At 62.9% G+C, this 26,114-nt stretch carries 20 protein-coding genes; 11 read left to right on the top strand and 9 right to left on the bottom strand.

All coding sequences use genetic code 11. The features are described 5' to 3' along the window. Positions 1 to 4: 4 nt before the first annotated feature. Positions 5 to 457, bottom strand: a complete 453-nt coding sequence (locus DJFAAGMI_RS04645) for an MBL fold metallo-hydrolase (RefSeq protein WP_249333786.1) — start codon at positions 455 to 457, stop codon at positions 5 to 7. A gap of 225 nt (positions 458 to 682) precedes the next feature. On the opposite strand from DJFAAGMI_RS04645, the gene DJFAAGMI_RS04640 reads away from it, so the two are divergent. The 3 genes from DJFAAGMI_RS04640 (at position 683) to DJFAAGMI_RS04630 (ending at position 2,461) form a co-directional block, all read left to right on the top strand. Further along, positions 683 to 1,276, top strand: coding sequence for an alpha-ketoglutarate-dependent dioxygenase AlkB (locus DJFAAGMI_RS04640; protein ID WP_211456127.1), 594 nt, complete (start codon positions 683 to 685; stop codon positions 1,274 to 1,276). Between the two features lie 112 nt (positions 1,277 to 1,388). After that, entirely contained in the window at positions 1,389 to 1,958 is a 570-nt protein-coding gene (locus DJFAAGMI_RS04635; protein ID WP_211456126.1) for a helix-turn-helix domain-containing protein, read from the top strand. 38 nt (positions 1,959 to 1,996) lie between these two features. Further along, positions 1,997 to 2,461, top strand: coding sequence for a GNAT family N-acetyltransferase (locus tag DJFAAGMI_RS04630; protein WP_043002977.1), 465 nt, complete (start codon positions 1,997 to 1,999; stop codon positions 2,459 to 2,461). Positions 2,462 to 2,556: 95 nt separating this feature from the next. Here DJFAAGMI_RS04630 and DJFAAGMI_RS04625 read toward each other — a convergent pair whose 3' ends face one another. Continuing rightward, a complete protein-coding gene (locus DJFAAGMI_RS04625; protein ID WP_211456125.1) occupies positions 2,557 to 3,126 on the bottom strand; it encodes a TetR/AcrR family transcriptional regulator in 570 nt (189 codons plus the stop codon). Positions 3,127 to 3,213: 87 nt separating this feature from the next. Here DJFAAGMI_RS04625 and DJFAAGMI_RS04620 point away from each other — a divergent pair, with 87 nt between their 5' ends. After that, positions 3,214 to 3,681, top strand: coding sequence for a nuclear transport factor 2 family protein (locus tag DJFAAGMI_RS04620; protein ID WP_211456124.1), 468 nt, complete (start codon positions 3,214 to 3,216; stop codon positions 3,679 to 3,681). A gap of 918 nt (positions 3,682 to 4,599) precedes the next feature. On the opposite strand, the gene DJFAAGMI_RS04615 is transcribed toward DJFAAGMI_RS04620, so the two are convergent. Continuing rightward, positions 4,600 to 4,953 carry a RidA family protein gene (locus DJFAAGMI_RS04615; RefSeq protein ID WP_043003028.1) on the bottom strand — a complete coding sequence of 118 codons (354 nt, stop codon included), beginning with the start codon at positions 4,951 to 4,953 and terminating at the stop codon, positions 4,600 to 4,602. A 185-nt stretch (positions 4,954 to 5,138) separates the two neighbouring features. Here DJFAAGMI_RS04615 and zigA point away from each other — a divergent pair, with 185 nt between their 5' ends. Both zigA and DJFAAGMI_RS04605 read left to right on the top strand, forming a co-directional pair. After that, the gene (gene zigA / locus DJFAAGMI_RS04610) at positions 5,139 to 6,329 is read left to right on the top strand and encodes a zinc metallochaperone GTPase ZigA (protein WP_211456123.1); all 1,191 of its coding nucleotides are present in this window, start codon (positions 5,139 to 5,141) and stop codon (positions 6,327 to 6,329) included. Between the two features lie 33 nt (positions 6,330 to 6,362). After that, a complete protein-coding gene (locus tag DJFAAGMI_RS04605) occupies positions 6,363 to 6,593 on the top strand; it encodes a hypothetical protein (protein WP_211456122.1) in 231 nt (76 codons plus the stop codon). Between the two features lie 324 nt (positions 6,594 to 6,917). On the opposite strand, the gene DJFAAGMI_RS04600 is transcribed toward DJFAAGMI_RS04605, so the two are convergent. The 4 genes from DJFAAGMI_RS04600 to DJFAAGMI_RS04585 form a co-directional block, all read right to left on the bottom strand. Continuing rightward, positions 6,918 to 8,381 carry an efflux transporter outer membrane subunit gene (locus DJFAAGMI_RS04600; protein WP_211456728.1) on the bottom strand — a complete coding sequence of 488 codons (1,464 nt, stop codon included), beginning with the start codon at positions 8,379 to 8,381 and terminating at the stop codon, positions 6,918 to 6,920. A gap of 13 nt (positions 8,382 to 8,394) precedes the next feature. Further along, positions 8,395 to 11,625: an efflux RND transporter permease subunit gene (locus tag DJFAAGMI_RS04595; protein ID WP_211456121.1), complete on the bottom strand. Its 3,231-nt coding sequence runs from the start codon at positions 11,623 to 11,625 to the stop codon at positions 8,395 to 8,397. Between the two features lie 22 nt (positions 11,626 to 11,647). Beyond that, positions 11,648 to 12,889 (bottom strand): efflux RND transporter periplasmic adaptor subunit, encoded by a 1,242-nt coding sequence (locus DJFAAGMI_RS04590; protein ID WP_043002983.1) that lies wholly within the window; start codon positions 12,887 to 12,889, stop codon positions 11,648 to 11,650. Between the two features lie 181 nt (positions 12,890 to 13,070). Then, a complete protein-coding gene (locus tag DJFAAGMI_RS04585) occupies positions 13,071 to 13,907 on the bottom strand; it encodes an alpha/beta hydrolase (RefSeq protein WP_211456120.1) in 837 nt (278 codons plus the stop codon). Between the two features lie 176 nt (positions 13,908 to 14,083). Between DJFAAGMI_RS04585 and DJFAAGMI_RS04580 the strand changes: the two genes are divergently transcribed. Beyond that, entirely contained in the window at positions 14,084 to 15,010 is a 927-nt protein-coding gene (locus DJFAAGMI_RS04580; RefSeq protein WP_167001742.1) for a LysR family transcriptional regulator, read from the top strand. Between the two features lie 30 nt (positions 15,011 to 15,040). Here DJFAAGMI_RS04580 and hrpA read toward each other — a convergent pair whose 3' ends face one another. Next, positions 15,041 to 19,096, bottom strand: a complete 4,056-nt coding sequence (gene hrpA / locus DJFAAGMI_RS04575; protein WP_211456119.1) for an ATP-dependent RNA helicase HrpA — start codon at positions 19,094 to 19,096, stop codon at positions 15,041 to 15,043. Between the two features lie 263 nt (positions 19,097 to 19,359). On the opposite strand from hrpA, the gene DJFAAGMI_RS04570 reads away from it, so the two are divergent. The 4 genes from DJFAAGMI_RS04570 (at position 19,360) to DJFAAGMI_RS04555 (ending at position 24,221) form a co-directional block, all read left to right on the top strand. Beyond that, positions 19,360 to 20,538, top strand: a complete 1,179-nt coding sequence (locus DJFAAGMI_RS04570) for a metallophosphoesterase (RefSeq protein ID WP_211456118.1) — start codon at positions 19,360 to 19,362, stop codon at positions 20,536 to 20,538. A 469-nt stretch (positions 20,539 to 21,007) separates the two neighbouring features. Continuing rightward, positions 21,008 to 21,850, top strand: coding sequence for a zinc ribbon domain-containing protein (locus tag DJFAAGMI_RS04565; RefSeq protein ID WP_211456117.1), 843 nt, complete (start codon positions 21,008 to 21,010; stop codon positions 21,848 to 21,850). A gap of 5 nt (positions 21,851 to 21,855) precedes the next feature. After that, complete coding sequence (locus DJFAAGMI_RS04560) at positions 21,856 to 22,512, top strand: hypothetical protein (RefSeq protein ID WP_211456116.1); 657 nt, start codon at positions 21,856 to 21,858, stop codon at positions 22,510 to 22,512. A gap of 65 nt (positions 22,513 to 22,577) precedes the next feature. Further along, a complete protein-coding gene (locus tag DJFAAGMI_RS04555) occupies positions 22,578 to 24,221 on the top strand; it encodes a zinc ribbon domain-containing protein (RefSeq protein WP_211456115.1) in 1,644 nt (547 codons plus the stop codon). Between the two features lie 91 nt (positions 24,222 to 24,312). Here the strand turns inward: DJFAAGMI_RS04555 and DJFAAGMI_RS04550 are convergent, their stop codons facing one another. After that, entirely contained in the window at positions 24,313 to 26,094 is a 1,782-nt protein-coding gene (locus DJFAAGMI_RS04550) for an enterochelin esterase domain-containing protein (RefSeq protein ID WP_419095589.1), read from the bottom strand. Positions 26,095 to 26,114: the final 20 nt, after the last annotated feature.

Raw genomic sequence — 26,114 nt, 5'->3', positions numbered from 1 at the left:
GGCCTCAACCGCGTGCCGCCACCGGTTCGAAGCTGTGACCATAGGGCCTGGCCTGGACCTGCTCCAGCGTGCTTGCCACATGGGCCGGCGAATACAGCGGCACTGCCTGCTGGTGCTCGCGCCTCGCCGCCCGTTCGGCATCCATCATCTGTAGGCGGGCACTGTCCTTGAGCAGGACTTCGTGCAGGTCCCGGGTGGCCAGCGTGGCATAGACAGAGCCCTTGAAACCCTGGGCCACAAGCTTGGGCAGCAGGCCGCTGTGGTCGATATGTGCATGGGTCAGAACCACAAGATCCAGATCGGCGGCATCGAAGGCAAAGGCCTGCTGATTGTGCTCATCAGCTTCGCGGCCGCCCTGGGCCATGCTGCAGTCAATGAGAAAGCCGCAGCCATGGGCCTGGACCAGGAAGCAGGACCCCGTGACCGACTGCGCCGCACCGTGAAAAGTGATGTTCATGAAGCATCCGTTGACGACCCCTATGTGCTTCGTCCCAACTTGAAATACCTGGCTAAAAGGTGTTTGGGCGCTTTACCACCCAAAGTTCTCTCATGAAAGGATTTTTTTCATGAAGTGGGGTAGTCTCCTATCAGCATCTTTTCATGCCTGACCCTGAAATCTACATCGTATGCAGCGAAGTAGCCATGCAAACCGGAAACCGGAGCCTCCGCCAAGGAACTGTTTATGCAAGCCGGTCTTTTTGACGACCAATCGCTTCAGACATCTATTCCTGGACTTCGGTACGAGGAAAACTTCCTGAGCTCGACGGAAGAAGCCCATCTCATTGAAGTAATCCAGTCCCTGCCGTTCAAGTCCGCAAAATACAAGCAGTACTTCGCCAAGCGACGTGTCGTGGGCTTCGGCGGAAGCTTCGACTTCGAGACGAACCAACTAAAGCCGGGACAGCCCCTCGACCAGCGCCTGTTGCCATTGCGTATGCGTGTCGCGCAGTGGGCCAACATGGATCCTGAAAGACTCTCTCACGCCCTGGTGTCCGAGTACTCGCCCGGCACACCGCTCGGCTGGCATCGCGATGTCCCGGACTTCGAGAACATCTTCGGGATCTCTTTCGGCGCAACAGCGACGCTGAAATTCCGCCCGTACCCATACAACCCAAAGCGCCCGCATCAAACGTTCAGCTTGGAAGTCAGGCCTAGGTCCATCTATGTCATGCGGGGAGATGCTCGCTGGAAATGGCAGCACTGCGTTGAAGAGACCTCCGAGATGCGGTGGTCGGTGACGTTTCGCGACATGCGACGACCTCGCCATCCGATCTGAGTCTCCTCGTATAAGGTCAAGAGGAGCAACAGCCCTCTCTTCCAGAACTCGGTGACGTCAACACCGCCCCAGTCAATTCCATCATAGTGGATTTTCTACTATAGTAGATATCATGACAGATAGCCCGTCTCCTGAGAACTTGATTCCGCTGCGTGTTCGTGAAGAACGGACTCGACGCGGTTTGACACTTGACCAGCTTGGGGAGATGGCGGGCGTTAGCCGCGCGATGATTTCCAAGATTGAACGCGCAGAGAGCAGCCCAACCGCAGTGCTTCTTTCAAAAATTGCGGATGCGCTGGGCCTGAGCCTGTCGTCACTGATGAGCGAGCCACGAATCGTGAGCCCACAACTTCGTCAGGTGCAAGAACAGCCGCACTGGGTCGACCCCGAGACCGGCTACATTCGCCGGCTGATATCTCCACCGGGCGATGACGAAGAGGTTGAGATTGTTGCAGTGGAGCTGCCCGCAGGGCAGACCGTGGTTTTCCCCGCAACAGAGAGCCTTCATTCATCCGACCAGGTCTTGTTGCTTGAAGGCAGATTGAGTCTTCGCAGCGGAGCCATCGTCTATGAGCTACAGCCCGGCGACTGTGCTCGGATTTCAACCATCCAAGAGAACGCGTTTGACAATCAAGCAGCAGTGACTGCGCGTTACCTCGTGATCAAAAGGCACTACCAATAGCGGTACCTGCCTCAACCGACAGACAAAGAAAGTAGAAGATGAATCTGCATTTCAGATGGAATCGCATGGAGTCGATGACGGCTCTGGAGATGTACGAAGTTATTAAGGCGCGTGAGTCCGTATTCGTTGTGGAGCAACAATGTGCATACCAGGAAGCAGATGGCGCGGACCCTCAGTCCTGGCATCTCAGCGTGCTTTTAGATGGTGAGCTTGCCGCCTACGCCCGTGTTGTTGAACCGGGCATCAAATACCCTGAGCCCTCTATTGGCCGTGTGATAACACTGAAAAATTTCCGTGACCGACAAATCGGACGAGCCTTGGTCGCCGAGGCTATAGCTTTCACCGAGTCGAATTTTCAAGGTCAAGGCATCCGCATTGGTGCGCAAGCCCATCTTCAAAATTTCTATGGCTCGCTTGGATTCGTGCCTGTGGGAGATGTCTACGATGACGATGGTATCCCCCATATCGAGATGTTCAAGCATCCCACTAAAGCTATTGCCTAGCTCGCCTTCACCCCATGACAACCTCACTATTTCAGAGGGCTGGTCATGGAACTTGCGCAGTGCCCTCAAACGGCTGGACTCTCAGCCGATGTACCTCATCTGCTCAGAATTCCTTCAACTGACGCTTTGAAGTGCCCCATCACTTCATCAACCGGTTGACCCATCTGCGCATGGACGATAGCGCCATCTATCACCAGAGATAGCCTATTGCCGGCAGACACAGAATCGTGACCAAACGAGCTGTCCAGAATGGATGACATTTCTTGTTTGTGTTGACGGACTACTGCCAGGATTTCGGGGTCTGTCGACCCCAGTTCAGCAGCGGCATTGAGAAAGGCGCAGCCCCGGAAATCGGGACTGTTGAACCAAGTCCTAAGAGTGCCAACGAGAGCGTCCGCCGCCGAAAAACCATCACTGGTAGCTTGAGCCAAGCTCGACTGGAACCAAGAAATCCACTTCTCGTGTCGGTAATCGAGGTACGCCCTAATCAGGTCGTCTTTACTTGCGTATTGACGATAGAAGGTGACCTTGCTGACCGACGACTGGTCAATGATTTTGTCAACGCCCGTCGCCCTGATGCCCTCTCCATAGAAAAGAGCGTGAGCCGCGACCAGGATGCGCTCCCTCGGAGGCAATGAGTCATAAGGTTGTTCATCAGATTTCATGCGGCCATTGTAGACAGGTCGTTCTACTTCCACTAGCATTGGAAATGTAGACAGAGCGTTCTACATATCTTTTAAAGAGGCCGCACCATGGAAACTCGCCCACCCCTCCCTCCATTCACATTGGAAACTGCTATTCAAAAAGTCCGCTTGGCCGAAGACGGCTGGAACACTCGCGATGCGGCCAAGGTAGCGATGGCTTACACCCTAGACACCAAGTGGCGCAATCGTGCGGAATTCGCCAACAGTCGTGCTGAAGCTCAAGCTTTCCTTGAGAGGAAGTGGAACAAGGAGCTTGACTACAGACTCATCAAAGAGCTTTGGTTGCATGAAGGCAACCGCATAGCGGTTCGGTATGCGTATGAGTGGCACGACGACGCGGGAAACTGGTTCCGGTCGTACGGGAACGAAAACTGGGAATTCGAGGACGACGGCCTCATGCGACGTCGCTATGCATGCATCAACGACACGCCTATCAAGGAATCAGAGCGGAAGTTCCACTGGCCACTTGGTCGCCGTCCCGATGACCATCCCGGGCTGTCAGACCTCGGTCTATAAGGAACTGCTTGGGACTGCTTCTTGCGAAGCCCACGAAAGATGCCATCACTCGCCAGCAGCGTGGGCGGCATCATTGAATCGCCCTTCCGTGGCAACCATTTCAGCAAAGAACAGGCCTCAACCCAAAGGCTCCCAGACCACGACGATATAGCGAATGCGCGTTCTACTGGCGCAGCCCTATCGCCACAAAGCATCCGAACGATCCAGTGCTCGCGAAAGAAGGCGCGGAAACTGTTCATCTTTGCGTATTGGAAGGACAGGACGTCATCTACGTATTTCAGTGAGTCGGTCTGACATCAACCACAAAGGAACAAGGCCGTTCGGCGGGGCTAGTGACACCTCTGCGTGCAAACACCACAACTCTCGGACCAACGGCAAATCCTGCGCTATATGGGTGACTTTATCGACTCTCGCCATCACTGCAGGGTTGTGAACCTCAGAAGGGTCAAAGCAATAGGCAGCAGGCAAGGAAGACCGAGTACGCGGCAACGTTCGCACTCGAGGGTATGAGCTGCGGCAAGAGCGTGATGCAAAAAATGCCGACTTGGGATTCGGCAGTTTGGTCAGCAACCCGCCCCCCGAATACGCGGGCTCCATAGTGAGACTCAGATTCAGGAGTGGTGCCATCCAAAGCGGTTAGAGGTCCAGCCAACCGCTTCGCACCAATCCAGGCGAGGTATGCGGCGCCAACCCACTTGACCAATGTGTATGCGGCCACCGAAACATCCAAGAGCGCACCAACCCAAATGCTGCGGCAGTTCCCCGTGCGAAGCAGCCCAGGGCTATGCCTAAAGTGGCCATCAAGGCAGGCCGACGTCCATCCATCGCTGTGTCCACTCCAGTTGTCACCGTCAGGGTGGAAGCCGCTAGTACAAAGGCAAGCAGCGATGGAACGTCGACCATGGCGCCGACATTAGTTTAGATTCGAGCTGCTACTACGACAATTTCAACACGCCACTCGGGCTTGGCCAGTTTGGCCTCCACTGCAGCCCTGGGAGGCGCGTTACCCGCAGGCACCCATGCGTCCCAGGCTTCATTCATGCCCGCATAGTCAGCCATATCTGCCAAGTAGACGGTAGCCATCAGGATGCTCTGCTTGCTGCCACCACCCTCACTCAGCAGACGATCTATGGTCGCCAACACGTCTGCTGTCTGTGCCTTGATGTCGTGAATGCCATCGGACGGCACCTGTCCGGCAAGATAGATTGTGTTTCCAAAAACAGCCATGTCTGAAAAACGCTGCTCGACGTGGAATCTTTCAATAGTGCTCATAGGCTTAACTTCGGTGCTTCTCGGCATGTACGCGTGATATCCGCACCAAGTATCGCATTGAGATAGTCGCCTGCAGGCAAACCGGTGGCCGGACAACACACCCTTGCAGCCAATTTACCCAGGAATTTTTTTTGCCGCATAATTGATAACGAATTATCATTATCAACTAAACATTGAGGTCCACGATGGCTAAGCTGCTTCCAGTGACCGTTCTCTCAGGCTTTCTGGGGGCGGGCAAAACGACCCTTCTCAACCACATACTCAACAACCGCGAAGGCCGCCGAGTTGCAGTCATAGTCAATGACATGTCCGAGGTGAACATCGATGCGGCTCTGATGCGCGATGGCGGTAGCAGGCTCTCCCGGACCGAGGAGAAGCTGGTTGAAATGAGCAATGGCTGCATCTGCTGCACCTTGCGCGAAGACCTTTTGGTGGAGGTCCGCAGGCTCGCCAAAGAAAAACGCTTCGACCATCTCGTCATTGAATCCACAGGTATTTCGGAGCCACTGCCTGTGGCCGAAACGTTCACCTTCACCGACGAAGCAGGAGCAAGCCTTTCCGATATTGCGGCTCTGGACACCATGGTCACGGTTGTCGATGGCTTCAATTTTCTCAAGGACTATGAATCCAGGGATAGCCTCAAGACCCGTGGCGAATCGCTTGGACAGGAAGACCAACGGTGTGTTGTCGACTTGCTCATCGAGCAAATTGAGTTTTGCGATGTGCTCGTCCTGAACAAGACCGACCTCATCTCCGACACGGAGCAATTGCGCCTGCGGGCCATTCTGGCGAGCTTGAACCCTCGCGCCAAAATCATTGAAGCTACCTTCGGCAAAGTGCCCCTCGCATCCGTGCTTTCAACCAAGCTCTTCAACTTTGAAGAGGCGGCAAAGGCCCCGGGCTGGCTCAAGGAGCTTCGTGGTGAACACAAGCCTGAGACCGATGAATACGGGATTGGCAGCTTTGTCTATCGGTCGCGCCGCCCCTTCCACCCCGAGCGCTTTCACAGGCTGGTAGAGACCGAATGGCCGGGAGTCATTCGTTCCAAAGGCTTCTTCTGGCTGGCCAGTCGCCCCGCCAAGGTCGGCGACTGGTCTCAGGCAGGTGCAGTGTGCCGGAACGGCCTCGCTGGTCAATGGTGGGCCACCATGCCTCAAGAGCATTGGCCAAAGGACTCAGAGTCCATTGCTGCCATCAAGAAGAACTGGGATGAAGAGGTTGGAGACGCACGCCAAGAGTTGGTCCTCATCGGAATTGATATGGACGAAGCAGCACTCCGACGCATGTTCGACGCATGCCTGTTAACAGACCGGGAGATGACTCTAGGCCCCCAGGCGTGGAGAACCTTCAAGGACCCTTTCCCGACCTGGGCATAAGCAAAGGAGCGAAACGACATGACGAAACATTGCATGCATACCGGTGCCTACCAGGCAATCATTGGCGAGCCCTTCATCGTGACCTTCTGCACAGGCATGAGGCTGCACTTCAAGGCGCCAATCGCATTTCGTGAGTTATCAGAAATGGTAATGCCCAGCGCCTCCAAGGCAACAACAGGCACTTTCAACGGCGTGCTCTTTGGCCCAGACGAACTCATTGTTCACGGGGGCCATGTCCAGTTCGGCATCACCGCAGAAGCATAAGCTTTCGCCCTAGACGGTATCGCAGAGCGCAAGCCCGGGATAACAAGATGAGCCGACGCGATACGAAAGCAACCGCCAGCTCACCGTCATCACTTCCATTGCAGCGCTTGTCGCAAAGACCTTGATGTACCCCGTAGTCCTCCGAGTCCGGAGAATTTCACACACGGAGGCTTCAAGGTCGCGCGTCACGGGCTCGCGCCAATCTCAATCCAGACACGGGCAATTCTCTGGCCTCGCAGCTTTGCCGCTGGCTTGAACTCAGGCCTGCTCGGATCCGGTTGGTGCAGCAACAGCGCGCAAACCGGATCCGGAACGGGCCCTTCCTCATCCGCGTGCGGCCACGGGCTCGCCGCTGTCCCAGCCGCCGCCCAGCGCACGAATCAGCGCCACCGTGGCCGTGTACTGCGCAGTGCGCACCTGCAGGGCCTGACGCCGGTTGCGCAACTCGTTGCGGCGCGCATCGAGCAGCTCCAGCTGGCTCACCAGACCGTTGCGGTAGCGCACGTCCGAGAGATGGGTGGCGCGCTCCGAAGACTGTACGGCCTGCCCCAGCACATGGGCCTGACCCGAGAGCAGGCGCAAGGCACTGAGCTGATCCTCGACCTCCCGGAAGGCCGCGAGCACCTGACCGCGCTGGGCTGCCACGGCAGCCTCCAGGCGTGCACGGGCCCCCTCTTCCTGGGCGGCCCGCTGGCCGCCGTCGAAGATGGGCAGGGACAGCAAGGCGCCTATGCCCCAGGAGCGCGCAGACCACTTGAACAGATCGCCGAGTTCCGGCGAGGCATAGCCGCCATTGCCCGTGAGCGTGATGGCCGGAAACCATGCAGCCTGGGCCACGCCCACGCGGGCCTGGGCCGCCAGCACCGATGCCTGGGCCGCCGACACATCGGGGCGGCGCGCCAGCACCGTGGCGGGCACGCCTGCCGGAATCACGGGCAGCGTTGCCAGCACAGGCTGCGCAGCCAGCGTGAAGCCAGTGGCGATATCGCCGACCAGCACGGCCAGCGCATGCGTGAGGGCCGCCTGCTGGCGCTCCAGCGCCAGCGTCTCGGCCTCGGTGGCCGAAACCTCGGTCTGCATGCGCGCCACGTCCAGCTCTGCCGCATCGCCGGCCCGGAAGCGCTTCTCGATCAGCGTCAACGTCTCGCGATAGGCCACCAGACTCTGCTCGACCAGCTGGCGCTCGGTCTGCAGCGAACGCAGCTGCAGATAGGTCTGCGCCACATCGGCCTGCACCATCAGGCGCGTGCTCTGCAGCAAGGCCTCGCGTGCATTGGCATCCTCGCGTGCCGCTTCGCTGGCTCGCGACAGCCTGCCGAACAGATCCGCTTCATAGGAGAAGTTCAGGCCGGCTGTGACCAGGGTGGCGGGCTGCAGGCCGTTCGCCGTGTTCGCACCGGCCTGGCGCACAGCGCCGCCCGAGGCCCCGATCTGTGGCTGCCGCTGGGCATCGGCCGAGCGCAGCAGCGCGCGGGCTTCGGCCAGGCGTGCCGCAGCGGTCTGCACATCGGTATTGGCTTCACCCGCACGCTCCACCAGAGCGCTGAGTTCAGCGTCGGCAAATACCAGCCACCAGGCCCCGCGCGACTGGGCCTCGGCCGGGGCAGCCTGCGTCCAGCCCGCAGCTGCGGCCTGGGCGCTGAAGCTTGCCGGCACGGCAACGCCGGCATGCTCGGCCACCGTGGGCGGTGCACTGGCGCAACCCGCCAGCACCAGGGCTGCCGTCAGCGCGCTCAGGGACGGCATCAGGGATCGAATGCCTTGCATCGTTTTCATATCGGAATCCATGGTTGATTGGGGCTTATTCGTCATGGCCGCGCGGCGCAGCAGGCATGGGCAGGACCGAGGCACCGTGACCCGGCTCACTGATCGGCGCCACATGACTGCCATGCTGCTGCAGCGGACGGTTGCCGGCCAGGCGGCGCAGCACCACATAGAACACCGGCGTGAGGAACAGGCCGAAGGCCGTCACACCGATCATGCCGGCGAACACCGCCACGCCCATGGCGCTGCGCATCTCGGCTCCAGCGCCCGTGGACAGCACCAGTGGCAGCACGCCCATGACAAAGGCCAGCGAGGTCATGAGAATGGGGCGCAACCGCAGGCGACTGGCTTCGATGGCGGCCTGCACGGGGGTGCGGCCAGCAAATTCCAGCTCGCGGGCGAACTCCACGATCAGGATGGCGTTCTTGGCCGACAAACCCACCAGCACGATGAGCCCGATCTGCGTGAACACATTGTTGTCGCCGCCGCTCAGCCACACGCCGGTCATGGCAGCCAGCAGGCCCATGGGCACGATGAGGATGATGGCAATCGGCAGGGTAAGGCTTTCGTACTGCGCGGCCAGCACCAGAAAGACCAGCAGGATGGCGATGGGGAACACCAGCACGGCGGAATTGCCGGCCAGGATTTCCTGGTAGGTCAGCTCGGTCCACTCGAAGCTTATGCCGGGCGGCAGGGTTTCGGAGGCAATGCGCTCGACGGCGGCCTGTGCCTGGCCCGAGGAGAAGCCGGGCGCGGGCCCGCCATTCACATCGGCGGCCAGGAAGCCGTTGTAGCGCATGGCGCGCTCGGGCCCGAAGCTGGGTTCGAGCTTCATCAACGCCGACAGCGGCACCATCTCGCCCGTGGTGGAGCGCACCTTGAGCAGGCCCACGTCTTCGGCACGCGCCCGGTAAGCGGCATCGGCCTGGACGCGCACGCTGTAGGTGCGGCCGAACTGGTTGAAGTCGTTCGCATACAGGCTGCCCAGGTAGATCTGCAGCGTCTCGAAGATATCCGTCACGGGCACGCCGAGCTGGCGCGCCTTGGTGCGGTCAATGGCGGCATAGAGCTGGGGCACGTTGACCTGCCAGCTGGTGAACAGGCCGGCCAGCTCGGGCGTCTGGTAGGCCTTGGCCATGAAGGCCTTCACGGCCGCGTCCATGGCGTCGTAGCCCAGCGAGGCACGATCCTCGATCTGCAGCTTGAAGCCACCGGTCGTTCCGAGGCCGGCCACGGGCGGCGGCGGGAACATGGCGATAAAGGCTTCCTGGATGCTGCCAAAGGCCTGGTTGAGCTGGCCCGCCACGGCACCGCCGCTCTGGTCGGCATGCTTGCGCTCGGCAAAGGGCTTGAGCGTGACAAAGACGATGCCCGAGTTGGAGCTGTTGGTGAAGCCGTTGATGGACAGTCCGGGGAAGGCGATGGCGTCTTCCACATTGGGATTGTTCTTGACGATCTCGCCCATGCGGCGGATCACATCTTCAGTACGGTCCAGAGTGGCGCCATCGGGCAGCTGGGCAAAACCGACCAGGTACTGCTTGTCCTGGGCCGGCACAAAGCCGCCGGGCACCAGTTTGAACAGACCCCAGGTCGCGCCCACCAACACGGCGTAGATCACCAGCATCAGCGCCTTGCGGCCGATGACGCGCTGCACGCCGCCACTATAGGCATCGGAGCCGCGGTGGAACAAGGCGTTGAAGCGGCGGAAAAAGCCGCCCAGAACACGCTCCATGCCGCGTGTCAGCGCGTCCTTGGGCGCATCGTGGCCGCGCAGCAGCAGCGCGGAAAGCGCGGGCGACAGGGTCAGCGAGTTGATGGCGGAGATCACCGTCGAGATGGCGATGGTCACCGCGAACTGGCGATAGAACTGGCCCGTCAGGCCGCTGATGAAGGCCAGCGGCACGAACACGGCCACCAGCACCAGGGCGATGGCGATGATGGGCCCGCTCACCTCCTGCATGGCGCGGTAGGTGGCCTGGCGCGGCGACAGACCGGCCTCGATGTTGCGCTCCACGTTCTCCACCACCACGATGGCGTCATCCACCACGATACCAATGGCCAGCACCAGGCCGAACAGGCTCAGCGCATTGATGGAAAAGCCCAGCAGGTGCAGCACGGCGAACGTACCCACCACCGACACCGGCACGGCCAGCAGCGGAATGATGGAAGCGCGCCAGGTCTGCAGGAACAGGATCACCACCACCACGACCAGGGCCACGGCCTCCAGCAGGGTCTGGATCACGGACTTGATCGAAGCCCGCACGAATTGCGTGGGGTCGTAGGCAATGCGGAACTCCACGCCTTCAGGCATGTGCTTTTGCAGCTCGGCCATGGTGGAGCGCACATTGGCCGAAATCTCCAGGGCATTCGAGCCCGGAGCCTGGAACACGCCCATGCCGACGGCGGGGTCGTTGTTGAGCAGGGAGCGCAGCGAATAATCGGCGGCGCCCAGCTCCAGCCTCGCCACGTCACGCAAACGCGTCACGGCGCCGTCGGAGCCCGTCTTGACGATGATGTCGCCGAACTCTTCCTCAGTCTGCAAGCGGCCTTGCGCATTGATGGACAGTTGCATGTCCACACCGGGCAGACCGGGCGAAGCGCCGACCACGCCGGCCGCAGCCTGCACGTTCTGGCCGCGGATGGCGGCCACCACGTCGGCGGCCGAGAGACCGCGCTGCGCCACCTTCTGCGGGTCCAGCCAGGCGCGCATGGAATAGTCGCCGCCGCCGAAGATCTGCACCTGGCCCACGCCCTGGATGCGCGCCAGGCGGTCCTTCACATTGAGCACGGCATAGTTGCGCAGATAGTCGATGTCATAGCGGCCGTTGGGCGAGACCATGTGCACGACCATGGTCAGGTCGGGTGCGCTCTTGACCGTGGTGATGCCCAGACGGCGCACTTCCTCGGGCAAGCGCGGCTCGGCCTGGGAAACGCGGTTCTGCACCAGCTGCTGAGCCTTGTCGGGATCGGTGCCCAGCGCGAAGGTCACGGTCAGCGTCATCACGCCGTCGGTCGTGGCCTGGCTGCCCATGTAGAGCATGCCTTCCACGCCGTTGATGGATTCCTCCAGCGGTGTGGCCACGGTTTCGGCAATCACCTTGGGGTTGGCACCCGGGTACTGGGCGCGCACCACCACCGAAGGGGGGGCGACCTCGGGGTATTCCGAGATCGGCAGCGTCCGCATGGCGATCAGGCCAGCGAGAAAGATGAGCACCGACAGCACACCCGCAAAGATCGGGCGGTCGATGAAAAATCGGGAAAGGTTCATGGTGTCGGAGGATTAAGGGTTCTCAGACCGTGGGTTGCTTGGCGGCGCCGCGGCCATCGGCCAGCTCGGCCTTGGCGTCCATGGGCACGTCCTGAGGCGCGACCACCACGCCGGGGCGCACACGCTGCAGTCCGTTGACGACAATGCGCTCGCCGGCCTTGAGGCCCGAAGTGACCACGCGCAGGCCGTTCACCGGTGCGCCCAGTTGCACCTCCCGGTACTCGGCCTTGTTGCCCTCGCCCACCACCAGCACGAATTTCTTGCTCTGGTCCGTGCCCACGGCGCGCTCGTTGATGAGCACGGCCTGGGTGGTCTGGGGCTGCCCCATGCGGATGCGCGCGAACTGACCTGCCATGAGCGTGCCGTCCACATTGCCGAACACGGCGCGCACACGCACCGTGCCGCTCTTGGCATCGACCTGGTTGTCGATGAGCTGCAGATGACCGGCATAGGGCGTTCCGCCGCTGGTGCCCACACCCATCTGCACGGGAATGGTTTCAATCAGCGCACGCGTGCTGCGCCCCTGGCTTGCGCTCTGCAGGCCCTGCAGCGCCTGGGCCACGATCTGCTCGTCGGCGTCGAAACTGGCATACATCGGGTCCACCGACACCAGGGTGGTCAGCACCGGCGCTCCGGCTCCCGAACTCACGAGATTGCCCACCGTGACCTCGATGCGACCCACGCGCCCATTCACCGGAGCCTTGACCTGGGTGTAGCCCAGATTCAGCTTTGCGGTCTGCAGCGCCGCCTGGGCCGCGCGCAGATTCGCATCGGCCTCGCGCCGGGCATTCACCCGTTCGTCGTATTCCTTTTGCGCGATCGCTCGCTCGTCCCACAGACGCGTGGCGCGCTCGGACTCGCTCTGGGTATAGGCCATGCGTGCCTTGGCGGCAACCACCTGGGCTTCGGCGCGATCGACTTCTGCCACATAGGGAGCCGGGTCCACGGTGAACAGCAGATCACCGGCCTTGACCAGCGCGCCTTCCTTGAAATGCACGGCCTGCACCGCACCCGAGACGCGCGGCTGCACATCCACGCGCTGCACGGCTTCAAGGCGGCCGGAGAATTCATTCCACAGCGTCACGTCCTGCTGCAGGACCTGGGCTGCCGAGACCGGCACGGCCGGCGCTGCGGCTTGCGCAGCCGGTGCTTCCGCGTGCGATGCCTGCAGGCCCAGCATGGCGGCGGTCGTGGCGATCACGGCAGCGGCGACGCCGGCAGCGGCCCACCGGCGGCGATTGGAGAGTTTGGAGTGCTCGTTCATGGCAATGTCTTTGGTTCAAGGGTTGAAAGCGGTAGCGGCTCTTTCGGCGGCAGGCAAGACTCATCCCTTCCAGCGCTCAGGCCAGGAATCGAATGAGAAAGAGAAGAAAAAAGGCGCAGCCGTGCTGCGTCCGGCCCAGCAGGCCGGATCAGGTCAGCGGTATCAGCAGGGAAAGATCAGCTCAGAGCCGACATCGGGTGGTTTCGAAAAACTGGCGCAGCTGCTCCTGCAACTGCGCGGCGCAAGGGCAGGACTCGGGCGGCTGCTCCAGCAGTGCCTGCGGCCATTCCCCCGCTTCTGCAAACACATGGCGAAACACGCTCAGGCCGGCAGCTTCCAGCCGCGCGCCATAGTTCAGTGCCTCATCCCGCATGGGGTCGGCCTCGCCGACCAGAATCAGCGTCGGCGGCAGCCCCGCGAGGCGGCGGGCCCGCGCCGGCACCGCATAGGGGTGCTCCGCATCATGCGGCTCGCCCAGGTACTGGCACCAGCCCGAAGCCCATTTGCATTCGACGGACTCGCCCTGGGCGGCACGCTGCGAAGGCGTGGCCGAACAAGGGTCCAGCATGGGAGAGATCAGAATCTGCCCGGCCAGCGGCGGCTGCTGCTGATCGCGCGCCATCATGCAGACGCCGGCCGCCAGATTGGCGCCGGCCTCTTCACCGGCCAGATAGAGCGGAGCGCCCTTTCCGGCCAGCTTGGTGCGTTGCTTGTAGGCCCACAGCAGCACCTCGTAGCCCAGCTCCAGCGGACGCGGAAACGGATGCTCGGGTGCCAGCGGATAAGCCAGCGACACCACACAGGCCCCGGCCGCCGCCAGCGAGCTGCCGACGGTGCAACCGTTGTCCAGATCCCCGGCCACAAAGGCGCCGCCGTGGAAATGCAGCACCAGCGGGACCACTTCGCCGCGTCGCTTGCCGCCATACAGGCGCACATGGGCCTGCACACCATCGGCCACGGAAATCGTGGTGTCGGTATGAGGAATCGGCTGCAATGCGGTGGCTTTGGTGTTTGACATGGATTTTCCGGACAGGACCGGGTGATGGAACAGAAATGTAGCAACAGCAACTCACGGCATAAACCCCGCAAACGCGGCCACACTGTTTCCAATTCTCGAACAATGACGGGGTGAGCTGTGTGTGAGAATCCCGCATCCTCGGCGAGTCCGGGTTTTCGCGAGGACAAGGAGATCCCATGGATCAGATACAGGCCATGCGTATTTTCGCGCGGGTCGTGGAAGCCGGCACTTTCACGCGTGCAGCCGATTCGCTGCAAATGCCAAAAGCCAGTGTGACCAAGAACGTTCAGGCGCTGGAAGAGCGCCTGCGCGTGAAGCTGCTCAACCGTACCACGCGTCGCGTCACCGTGACCGCCGATGGTGCGGCCTACTACGACCGCGCGGTGCGCCTGCTCGCCGACTTCGACGACCTCGAGGCCAGCGTCAGCCAGGCCCGCACCACGCCGCGCGGGCGCCTGCGCGTGGATGTGGGAACGACGGTGGCGCGTCTGCTCATCATTCCCCATCTGAGCGAGTTCCAGTCCCGCTACCCCGAGATACAGATCGATCTGGGCGTGAGCGACCGCACCGTGGATCTGATCAGCGACAACGTGGACTGCGTGATCCGCGGCGGCGAACTCTCCGACCAGTCCCTGGTGGCGCGCCGCATCGGCAATCTGGAATTCATCACGGTTGCCGCACCCGAATATCTGCAGCGCCACGGCGTGCCCCGGCATCCGCGCGACCTGGAGTCCGGCCATCGCAATGTGATCTATTTCTCCCCGGTATCGGCGCGGCGCTATCCGCTGGAGTTCCACAAGGGCGGCGAAGTGATTGAGATCGCCAGTCCCGCCCACCTGGGCATCAACGAAGGCAATGCCTATATCAGCGCCATCCTTGCGGGCCAGGGCATAGGGCAGCTCAGCCGCTTCCAGATTCACAAGTACCTGGAAAACGGCCAGCTGCAACGGGTGCTCGAAGACTGGAAGCACCCTCTGCTGCCGATCTACGTGGTCTATCCGCCCAATTCCCACCTCAGCGCCAAGGTGCGCGCCTTTGTGGACTGGGTGGTGGAGCTGTTTTCGCGCAACCCGCTGCTGCAGGGCGAAAGCCGGCCCGCCTAGTCAGGCAGGGCCACACTCGTCAGGCCGTCATCACTGCTGCAGCTGCGCCCAGACCTTGTCCAGCCGCTTGGCGCTGACCGGATACGGCGTGCGCAGCTCCTGGGCAAAAAAGCTCACGCGCAGCTCCTCCAGCATCCAGCGGTACTCCTGCATGCGGGCATCGATCTGCCCCTTGCGCTCGGCCACCAGCCGCCAGTAGCGCTGCTCCAGCGGCAGCAGCTCCTTGAGCTTGGCCGCATCGCGCGCCGGATCGGCCCGGTACTTGTCCAGGCGTGAGGTAATGGCCTTGAGGTAGCGCGCGTAATGACCGAGCTGCGCCCAGGGGGCCACGGCGATGAAGTTTTTGGGCATGAGCTTTTGCAGCTGCTCGCTCGCGTCCTTGGTGGCCTCGGGCGCGTTCTTGGTGTCCTTGATCTTGCGTGCGGCGGCCGCGTATTCGGCAAGGATGACGGCCGACATGCGAGCCACCTCGTTGGCAATCAGCGTCAATCGCCCACGGCCGTCCTGCACGCGCTGCCTGAAGTCGGCCTCGTTGCTCGGCAGCGGCTCCTGCAGGAAGGCGCGGTCTATGGCCACATCGATGATCTGGCCGCGCAGCTCCTCCTGCGTGCCCAGCGGCATATAGGCCACGGCCATCTTCTGCAGATCGGGAATGTTCTTTTCCAGATACTTGAGCGCATCGCGAATCTGCAACGCAAACAGACGGCGCAAACCCACACGGTGCTTTGCGGCGGCGGCCTCGGGTTCGTCGAAGACTTCGATGCCGACGGCGTCGCCATGGTCGATCAGGGCCGGAAAGCCGATCAGCGTGGTGCCGCCCTTCTTGATTTCCATAAGCTCGGGCAGCTCGCCAAAGCTCCAGTCCTTGTAGCGCGCGTCATGCGACTGGGCCGGCTTGCCCGCCGCAGCCTTATCATTTTTAGGAGCTGCTTGCGCCTTATCCTTCTCATTTTCAGATATTTTTGACTCTGAAATGCTTGTATCACTTGCGCCAGCAGCTACCTTTAATGAAGCAAGCGCCTGAAAAGCGCCGCGTGCCTTGGCGCCCCACTCGGCCTTGAGCGCCCCCAGATTGCGGCCCTGGCCCAGCTGGCGGCCATGCTCGTCCGTGATGCGGAAGTTCATGAACAGATGCGGGCTCAGCATGTCCAGCTTGAAGTCGGCGCGCTTCACATCCAGCGAAGTCTCGTCGCGCACCTGCTTGAGCAAGGCATCGATGAGTCCACCCTGGGCCCAGCGCTCGCTCTGCGTGAACAGCTCGGCCAGCCGCGCCGCGCTCTCGGGCAGCGGCACGAAACGGCTGCGCGGGCGCTGGGGCAGGCTCTTGAGCAGCGCCTGGATCTTGTCCTTGAGCATGCCCGGCACCAGCCACTCGGCGCGCTCCTCCGACACCTGGTTGAGCACGAACAGCGGCACGGTGACCGTGATGCCATCGCGCGCGTCGCCGGGGCTGTGCAGATAGCTGGCGCTGCAATCGGCACCGCCCAGCTTCACGGTCTTGGGAAATTTGTCCGTGGTGATGCCGGCGGCCTCGTGCCGCATCAGCTCATCCCTGGACAGACGCAGCAGCTCGGGCTGGTTCCTGCTCTCGGCACGGAACCACTTGTCGAAGGTCGCGCCGCTGTACACATCCCTGGGCAGATGCTGGTCGTAGAAGGCAAAGATCAACTCGTCGTCGACCAGCACGTCCTGGCGGCGGCTCTTGTGCTCCAGCTCCTCGACCTTGCGCATGAGCTTGAGGTTGGCGGGCAGGAAATGCCACTTGGTTTCCCACTCGCCCTCCACCAGCGCCTGGCGGATGAAGAGATTGCGCGCCTCGTACGGATCGACGCGGCCATAGCTGATGCGGCGGCCGTTGTAGACCACCAGGCCATAGAGCGTGGCACGCTCCAGCGCCACCACATCGGCCTGCTTCTTGCTCCAGTGCGGGTCCAGCAGCTGCTTCTTGAGCAGATGGCCGCCCACCTCCTCCAGCCACTGCGGCTCTATGGCCGCAATGCCGCGGCCGTAGAGGCGCGAGGTCTCGACCTGCTCGGCCGCCACGATCCAGCGACCGGGCTTCTTGCTCAGGTGAGCGCCGGGGTGCGGGTGGAACTTGATGCCGTGCGCGCCCAGATAGCTCTCGCTTTCCTCGGCCTTGTAGCCAATATTGCCGAGCAAGCCCGACAGCATGGACAGGTGCACGGCCTCATAGCCCGCTGCCTCGTTGTTGAGCAGCCATTTCTGCTCCTTGACCACGGTCAGCAGCTGGGAGTGAATGTCACGCCACTCACGCACGCGGCGGATATTGATGAAGTTCTGGCGCAGCAACTGCTCCCACTGGCGGTTGCTGATCTTGTGCGTGGCCTCATCGGCATGTTGGGCCTGCTCGGCGGGGTTGAACAGCGCCAGCCGCTCTTCCACCGTGCCTTCGACCTGCGCGCCGCTGGCACGCTGACTGACGGGCAGGAAGGCCTGGTTGCGCGCATTGGGCTTGGCCGCAGGCGCGTGCTGAGCCGCCATCTCCTTGCGGCTCTTGGCCACGACCTTGCCGCCGCGCGCATCCGACAGCCACTTCCACAAACGCAGATAGCCGCTGAATTCGCTTTTTTCGTCGTCGAACTTGGCATGGGCCTGGTCGGCCTGCTGCTGCGCTTCCATGGGGCGGTCGCGCACATCCTGCACGCTGAGGGCCGAGGCGATGATCAGCACCTCGGCCAAGGCGCGGCGCTCGCGCGCTTCCAGAATCATGCGGCCCACGCGCGGGTCCAGCGGCAGGCGCGACAGCTCCTTGCCCATGGGCAGCAGATGGCCGTGATCGTCCACCGCGCCCAGCTCGGCCAACAGCTGATAGCCGTCGGCAATGGCGCGGCCCGAGGGGGCTTCGAGGAAGGGGAAATGCACCACATCGCCCAGACCCAGCGACTTCATGCGCAGGATCACGCCGGCCAGCGAGGAGCGCAGGATTTCGGGGTCGGTGAAGCGGTCGCGGCTGACAAAGCTCTCTTCGTCATACAGGCGAATGCAGATGCCGTTGGCCACACGGCCGCAACGGCCCGCGCGCTGGTTGGCCGCGGCCTGCGAGATCGGCTCGACCAGCAGCTGCTCCACCTTGCTGCGGAAGGAGTAGCGCTTCACACGCGCCGTACCGGCGTCGATCACATAGCGAATGCCAGGAACCGTGAGCGAGGTTTCGGCCACATTGGTGGCCAGCACGATGCGCCGGCCCGTATGGCCGTCAAAGATACGGTCCTGCTCGGCCTGCGACAGGCGCGAGAACAGCGGCAGCACCTCGGCGCTACGCAGCGTGGGCGAGTGCTGCAAATGCTTGCGCAGATGGTCGGCGGCTTCGCGAATCTCGCGCTCGCCAGGCAGGAAGATCAGGATATCGCCGCCCTTGCCGCCGGCCCAGAGCTCATCGACGCCATCGGCAATGGCGTCGTTCAGATCCTTGTCCTTTTCACCCTCGAACGGGCGATAGCGCATCTCCACCGGATAGGTACGACCCGAGACCATGATCACGGGCGCAGGACCGTTCTTCGATTCGAAGTGCTTGGCAAAGCGGTCGGCATCGATGGTGGCTGACGTGACCACCACCTTCAGATCCGGGCGCTTGGGCAGGATCTGCTTGAGATAGCCGAGCAGAAAGTCGATGTTCAGGCTGCGCTCATGCGCCTCGTCGATGATCAGCGTGTCGTAGGCCTTGAGCAGCGGATCGGTCTGGGTCTCGGCCAGCAAGATGCCGTCGGTCATCAGCTTGACGGAGGCGTTCTTCTGCAGCGTGTCCTGAAAGCGCACCTTGTAGCCCACCACTTCGCCCAGCGGAGTGTTCAGCTCCTCGGCAATGCGCTTGGCCACCGAGCTGGCGGCAATGCGGCGCGGCTGGGTGTGGCCGATCAGATGGCCGCGCACCTGGCCGTTGGCATCGGGGGCGGCATTGAGCCTGCCCCGGCCCAGCGCCAGAGCGATCTTGGGCAGCTGCGTGGTCTTGCCCGAGCCGGTCTCGCCACAGACGATGATGACCTGATGGCGATCCATGGCCTCCATGATTTCCTGGCGACGGCTGGATACGGGGAGCGACTCGGGGAAGTTGATCTTCAAAGACATAAGGGCTGGGATTATCCCCGTCCTTGACCAGTCTTGCGCAGCAATGGCAAAAGCAGCCGTGCCGCGCCATTTTCAACGCACTGCGTTGCGCCGGCGACGACGGCTGCAGCAGCATTCATCGCAGGGACAGCAACGCTTGCTATGCTCGCGGCAATTTATGAAGGACTTACGCAAACAGGAATGCGACAACGGCCTGCCTTCTGGGGCCGTCGCCCGGCCTGAACCCGTTTTGCGCAAGTCGTGTTTTGATTTCTCCGCTACCCATGGTTTCGACTGCTGCTCTCGTCATCCCCCTTCTGGCTCTCTGGCTCTGGTGGCCTGTCTCCAGCCTCAACGGTACGTCCCGTCTGGCCCGCCTGCTGGCCGTGCTGATCACAAGCCTGCTGGGCGTCGCCCCGGCCTTGCTGCTCAAGGCCGTGCAGACCAACGCCCTGCCCTACGCCCTGGTGGCACGCCTGCAGGTTCCGGGCGGCTGGATTCTGGCCATGCTGCTGATGCTGGCGCTGTTCGTGCTGCTGCGCGATCTGCTGTGGCTCATCGCCCGGCTCATGGGACGCACCGGCCTGGCACAGCTGCTGCACCTTCCCGCTCTCACCATGGCCGCCGTGATCGCAACCGGCTGCCTGAGCGCCATCGGCGTCTTCAACGCCCTGCAGCCACCCCGGGTGCATGAGCAGCAGATAGCGGTCAGAAACCTGCCCGCCGCACTGCAGGGCCTGCGCATTGCCGTGCTGGCCGATATCCACGCCAGCCCGGTCAACGATGCAAGCTATGTGCAGACCATCGTGCAGCGTACCCTTGCCACCACACCCGACCTGATCGTGCTGCCCGGCGACATGGTGGACGGCGATGTCGCCACCAGCCGTCCCCATGTGGCACCACTGGCCGGTTTGAGCGCACGCTACGGCGTCTGGGCGGCACCGGGCAACCACGAGTACTACAGCGGCTACAACGCCTGGATGGCCGAGTTCCGCCGCCTGGGCCTGAATCTGCTGGAAAACCGCACGCAGCTGCTGAGCATCAAGGGCAGCAAGCTGGCCCTGTCCGGCATCGGCGACCCGGTGTTCGGCCGCACCTCGCCCAACAATGCCAATCCCGAGGAGGCCGAAGGCATCCCCCCCGACGTGGATGCGGTTGCCGCCCAGGCCCGCAAGGCCGGGGCAGCGTTTCATATCCTGCTGGCACATCAGCCCAAGTTCGCGCGCGACAACGCGGACAAGGGCGTGAATCTGCAGATCTCGGGCCATACCCATGGCGGGCTGATCCTGGGCATGGACCGCTGGCTGGTGGCCCCCGTCAACAACGGTTTTGTGCGCGGCGAATATGACGTCGGCAATATGAAGCTGCTGGTCAGCAGCGGCGCAGGCCTGTGGGCCGGTTTTGCCGTACGCCTTGGCGTGGCGCCGCGAATCGAGTTGCTGACGCTGGTTGCACAGCAGTGATTACCGGCCTTGCGAACTCCCTCAGTTTGGCAGGGCCTGTATTTCCTCGAAATTCTTACAGCGCAAAACAATCTCAACCATTTGAAGCATTTGCAAAAATCAAACAGATTTCAAAGCCCGGGCTTTTCCCGGCAATTCCGACCGCCATAAAGCAGCTGATTTACAGCCTTCTTTTCAAATCAGTCACTTAGGCAAGAAAACTCCCGAAACTCCGCGCCCGGCCCGATTAACTGCAACCTCGTTCATTGACAGCCATGCCTGACAAAAAGCTGTCACAACTGCGCGTGTCCACCTTCGCATAAAGCGATCCAACAGGCTGCGGCCAATGCGCCGCTAAGATACAAATCATTTTTCACAGTCCGTACCGGTTCAGGCCATTGCCCTGAAACAGGCCATATTCCGGACCTTGCCAAGGCAGCAAAGCCGCGCAGCGGCTATCGCCCGCGGACTCTTTTCTCGATTGCAGACCATGAATTGTTCCCAATGCGGCAATCCGCTCTCTCCGAATGCCAAGTTCTGCAAGAACTGCGGCACCAGACAAGCTCCGGAAGCGGCCATCACTGCGGTTGAAAAAATCTGCAGCCAATGCCAGGCTGTCTGCAAGCCCGACGCCCGTTTCTGCACGCGCTGCGGCATGGTTTTCGAGAGCCGCGCCGACGCTGCTGTGCTGGCGGCCGCGCCTCAGATGCCTTCGGGCGCTGCGCAGTCCATCGACGAAGCCAGTCTGGCTCCACCCCTGATCGAGCCCATGGACCAGCCCGCGCCAAGGCCGCCGTTGCCCGAGCCTGCAGCCAACCCTGCGCCGCGCAACCACCGTCCGCCAGCCTTTCCTCAGGAGCCGGTGCGTGGCAGCAATGCCTGGATCAAATGGGCAGTGCTGGCACTGCTGATCGCCGCCATTGCGGGCGGTGTGATGATGGCCAGCAATATGAAGGGCCTGACCGGCACGGGCAGTAGCTCCAATAGCGCATCGGGTGCGGCCCAGGCCGGCAAGGATGCGATTTCAGCCGAGGACAAGGCCAAGGCCGATGCCCTGGTCGGCCCGCTGGGCGGCAATACGGCCGCGCAGGCAACGCCTGCCGAAAGTGCCACTATCAGCGCCCCGAATGCCGGCAGCGTCGACACTGTGCCCTCCACCGCAGTCGCCCCCGTGGTGGTGAGCCCAGACGCCGTCAGCGCGGCACCCGCACAAGCGGCCAGCCCGCAGCTGCCCGCAGCCCCAGCATCCGGCAAACCGCTCGTGCCGGCCCCTGCAAGAACACCTCCAGTCAAGAAGAACACCGCGCCATCGCTGGATGACCTGCTGGATTGAAAGCCATGAAAAAACTCAAACTCACTGTGCTCGCCTGCGCCGCCACCCTGCTCGGCGGCTGCGCCACCTTGCAAGATGCCTCCACATCGCTGAGCTGCATGCTCTCGCGCGTCACCAATTCCGCAGACCCCAGCTGCGGCCCTGGCGGCAGCGCGCCCGCTGTTTCGGGCGGACAGAGCGAGCGCTTTGCGCGTCTGCAAGCCGCTCTGGATCAGGAAACCCAGCAGGCACAGAGCATGCAGGCCCAGGCCGTGCAGGCCATGCAGAAGCTGCCGCCCAAGCAACGCGCCGTGGCCGGTCCGGTGCAGACCAGGACCGTCAGCATCGCCGACGGGCAATCGGGACAGGCGCACCAGATGCGCAGCTTCTCCGCCCTGACCGTGGAGATGCCGCTGGCCGCCAAGGGTCGCAAGGAATACACCCAGGCCATGAACGTGCTCAAGGAGCTGGCCAATGAACTGGCCGACAACCGCGGCTCCTCCAGCATCGTGGTCGATCAGTCGGACGAGGATGTCAAGGCCGGACGTGTGAATACCGCCACAGGCACCACCCAGTCCAAGGGCGGCAAACCCGTCACTGTCATCAAGAAGATCGACACTGGTCTGCCCGCCGGCATTGAGCGCTACACCATAGAAGCCGGCGAGATCCGCGGCAAGCTTTGACACCCGGCCAGCCAGCGGCTCACCGTGCCAGACCAGCCAGCCTCAACCACAAGACAGGACGAAAAATGAGAGAGCAACCCCTGGGAGAAATACGTTTTGCCACCCTCGCCCGAGCCGCCGAAGGGCTGACTCAGTGGCGACCGCTGCTGCTGAGCTTTCTGACGCTGCTGGTCACCGGCGCACTGATCGCAGGCGCGGCCTGGATGCTGGTCAAGGCCGGCTTCTTCATGTACCTGATCTTCATGCTGGCGTCCGTCATCGCGCTGCTGGCCGGCTCTTCGGGCGTCGGCATCATGCTCATGGACAAGGCCAGGAACGAGCCCGTGCGCACCTTCTCGGCGGCCGCGTCGGCCGGCCTGCTGTGCCTGCCCAAGTTCCTGCTGGTCGGTCTGGCGGTATTGCTTGCCACGCTGGCCTACTACCTGCTGGCTGCCGTCATCTACTTCATCTGCAAGATTCCCGTGCTCGGCAGCATTCTGGCCTTTGTGGCCCACCCGATTCTGGTGCTGGTCGCCGCAGCTTTGCTGATCGCCATGATCTGGGTCGTCGGCCCCTTGATGGGCCCAGCGCTTTGGAGCGGCCTGTCCGTCAAGGCTGCGCTGGCCAATGTGCTGAGCATTGCACGCAAGCGCCTGGTCGAAGTGGTGCTGATGGAAGTCGTGCTCTACGTCATTCTGGGCCTGGTCTGCTTCATGCTGTTTGCCGGACTGGTTCCCGCCACCGTCTCCCTGACCGGGATGGCCATGAGCATTACCGGAGATGCCGGCTCCATGGCCGGCATGTTCATGGGCGGCGGCTACGGCCGTGGCTACGGCGGTGGCTTCAATCCCATGGGCATGATGGGTGGCGGCAGCACCGGCCTCATCGCCGGCCTGGGCGTTCTCTATTGCGTGGTGGGCGCCCTGCTGGCCCAGGTGGCCATCATGGGCATGAACCTGATCTATCTGCAGGCCCGTGAAAGCGTGGACCCAGCCGAAGCCGAGGGTGCACTGGACAGCCTGATTGGCGATGTGCGCAAAAAGGCCGAAGAGGCCAAGGCCCAGACCATGGCTGCCGCAGAACGCACCATGGCCGCCGCCGAGCGCGCCAAGCAGGCTGCCAGCGAGCGCCTGCAGGAAGCCACAGACAAGCCCGCCGCCACCGACATCCCGCCCGGCACCGACGGCAATGCCACCGCAGCAGCAGCCGCCGCAGCAGGCCTGACTGCCGCCGCAGCCGCATCCACCGAGCAGGCTTTTGCCGAACAGCAGGCACGTGAGCGCGCTGCCGCCGACGCTGCAGACAAGGCACGTCAAGACGCTGAAGAAGCAGCCGCCCGCCAGCGCAGCGAAGCCGAAGCGGCACGCCTGCGCGCCGAGGCCGAGGCAGCCCGTCTGAAGGCCGAAGCCGAGGCCGCCGAGCAGGCGGCCCGAGAGCGTGCGGCACACGAGCGTGCGGTACGCGAACGTGCTGCTGCCGAAGCCCAGGCCGCAGAGGAACGCGCCGCAGCCCAGGCTGCCGAAGAAGCACGTCAGCAGGCCGAGGCCCAGCGTCTGAAGGCACAGGCCGAGCAGCAGGCAGCCGAGCGTGAAGCGGCCCGGGTCCGTGCCGAAGCACAAGCCGCTGAAAAAGCCCGCCAGATACAGGCGGCGCCGAGCTGTCCCTCCTGCAGCGCCCCCGTGGCAGCCAATGACCTGTTCTGCGGCGAATGCGGCAACAAGCTCAAGTAGCAGCTTGCATGAAAGCCCGCAGCGCTTCACAAGCAGGTGCTGCGGGACAATAAAAAGGGGCCTGAGGCCCCTTTTTTCGTACCTCCCGGACTCAGAGCCCGCAGGACTGTGCGACCTGCTCCTTGAGCCTCTCGGTCGATGGCTCGCGCCCCGTCAGCGCCAGCAGTCCGCAGGCCAACGAGCCCTGCCAGTGCACATAGTCGTGGCCTGTGCTGTGCACGCGCTGCACCACACTATTGCCCTTGGCACGCAATACATCGCCCAGCTCCTGGCTGGTCTCGCGTATGCCTGCCTGCCCGCCACGAGCCCCCTCGTAGATCCCGGCATCCAGGTAAAAGCGTATCGGCAGCTGCGGCGATTGCTGATACTGGCGCGCCAGCCAGTTGGGCGACTCTCCCTTGGGTGCCCACCAGTAGGAGCCCGAAAGACTGAGCACATTGCCAAACCACTGCGGATGGCGCAGCGCCACATAGCTTGAGGCCAGGCCGCCATAGCTTGATCCGGCAATCACCGTGCGCTCGGCAGCTGCCGCTATGCCCTGTGCCTTGAGCCAGGGCATGAGCTGCCTGCCCATGAAGTCGGCAAACACCGGATTGGGCGGCAGCTCGCGGCTGCGCGCGTCGCCTGCGCCATTGGCGACCAGCACGACGGCCGTTGCAGGCACAAGGCCGTCTGCCATCAGGTTGTCGATGATGGCGGGCGTGGGAACCTGGCGCAGATAGGCCTGTGCGTCGAACAGCACCAGCAGGGAACGCTGAGCCGCATCGGACTGCTGCCAGTCGTGCGGCTTGTAGATCCAGATATCGCGCCCGTTGCCCAGTGCCTGGCTGTCCAGCCAGTGACGCTGCAACTGGCCGGCAGCCACGCCGGCACGGGGCTGGCTCCAGGGCTGGGGCGGCGCTTTGGCCAGTGTCAACACGGAGCGACCGTCGAAGCGATCCTGCACCGCCTGCAGATCCGCAGACCGCCCCCAGCTCTGGCGATTGAGCGGATCGCGCTGCAAGGTGGACAGAATGGCACGGCGCTGAATCATGGCATCGGTCGAGACCGCTGGCACATCGGGCGCAAAGCCATAGCTGACGCGCGCATCCCTGGGCATGACGAAACTGGCCCACCAGACATCGCTGCTTCCGAGGCGCTGCAGCGGCTCATGATTGCCCGAGGGACTGCCGAACAGCCGCACGGACTGCCCAGCGCCGCGCCAGACAAAGCTCACCAGTTGATGCTCGGCATCCCAGGGCTCGATCAGCGGCGTTCCCTGGCGTTCCATTTCCTGCCAGAAGCCGCGGCTGTCGCCGCCCTGCGCGAGCCTTGCCTGCAAGGCCTTGAGCCTGGGGCTGCGCAGCGGCTCGGGTTCGATCTCTGCCGCAGGCCCATGGCCAGCCGCCAACGGCGCCAGCACCTGGGTGATCGTCAGCTCGTAGGCGCCAGGACTGGGCGCGACATGGGCCAGCGCATCGCTGTGCCCGCCCTGCGCCACCGACATGCCGCTTGCTGTCGATGCATAAGGCGGGACGTTCTCTGCACGCAGCACCAGACGCTCTTTCGCCTTGCCCCGGCTTACCCAGGTGAATGCGTGATCGACGCCTTCGCCCTGGCTCAGCCGCCGCAGATGGCGCCCGCCAGGTGTCTGCACATCGAGCACCACGCCCAGCGCCTGCAGATTGCCTCGCACCACGGCACCGGCCGGTGCCTCCAGCTGCAGGCTCAGCACCTGTCCCGGTGACAACCGACCTGAGAGCGGCTCGCGCACCGCCAGCGACGATGCCGCCTTGGCCGCGCTCTGAGTGGTGTCGGCGGGCGAAGGTCTGGCCGCACCGGCCGTGCTGGCGACGCCGACGCTGGCCGCAGCCAGCAGGCCAGGAACAAGCACGGAACGCAGTCTCCTGCCCG

Origin of the sequence: Comamonas brasiliensis (assembly GCF_018292285.1) — a bacterium.
Taxonomy (GTDB): domain Bacteria; phylum Pseudomonadota; class Gammaproteobacteria; order Burkholderiales; family Burkholderiaceae_C; genus Comamonas; species Comamonas brasiliensis.
This window is presented reverse-complemented; position numbering and strand designations above follow the sequence as displayed.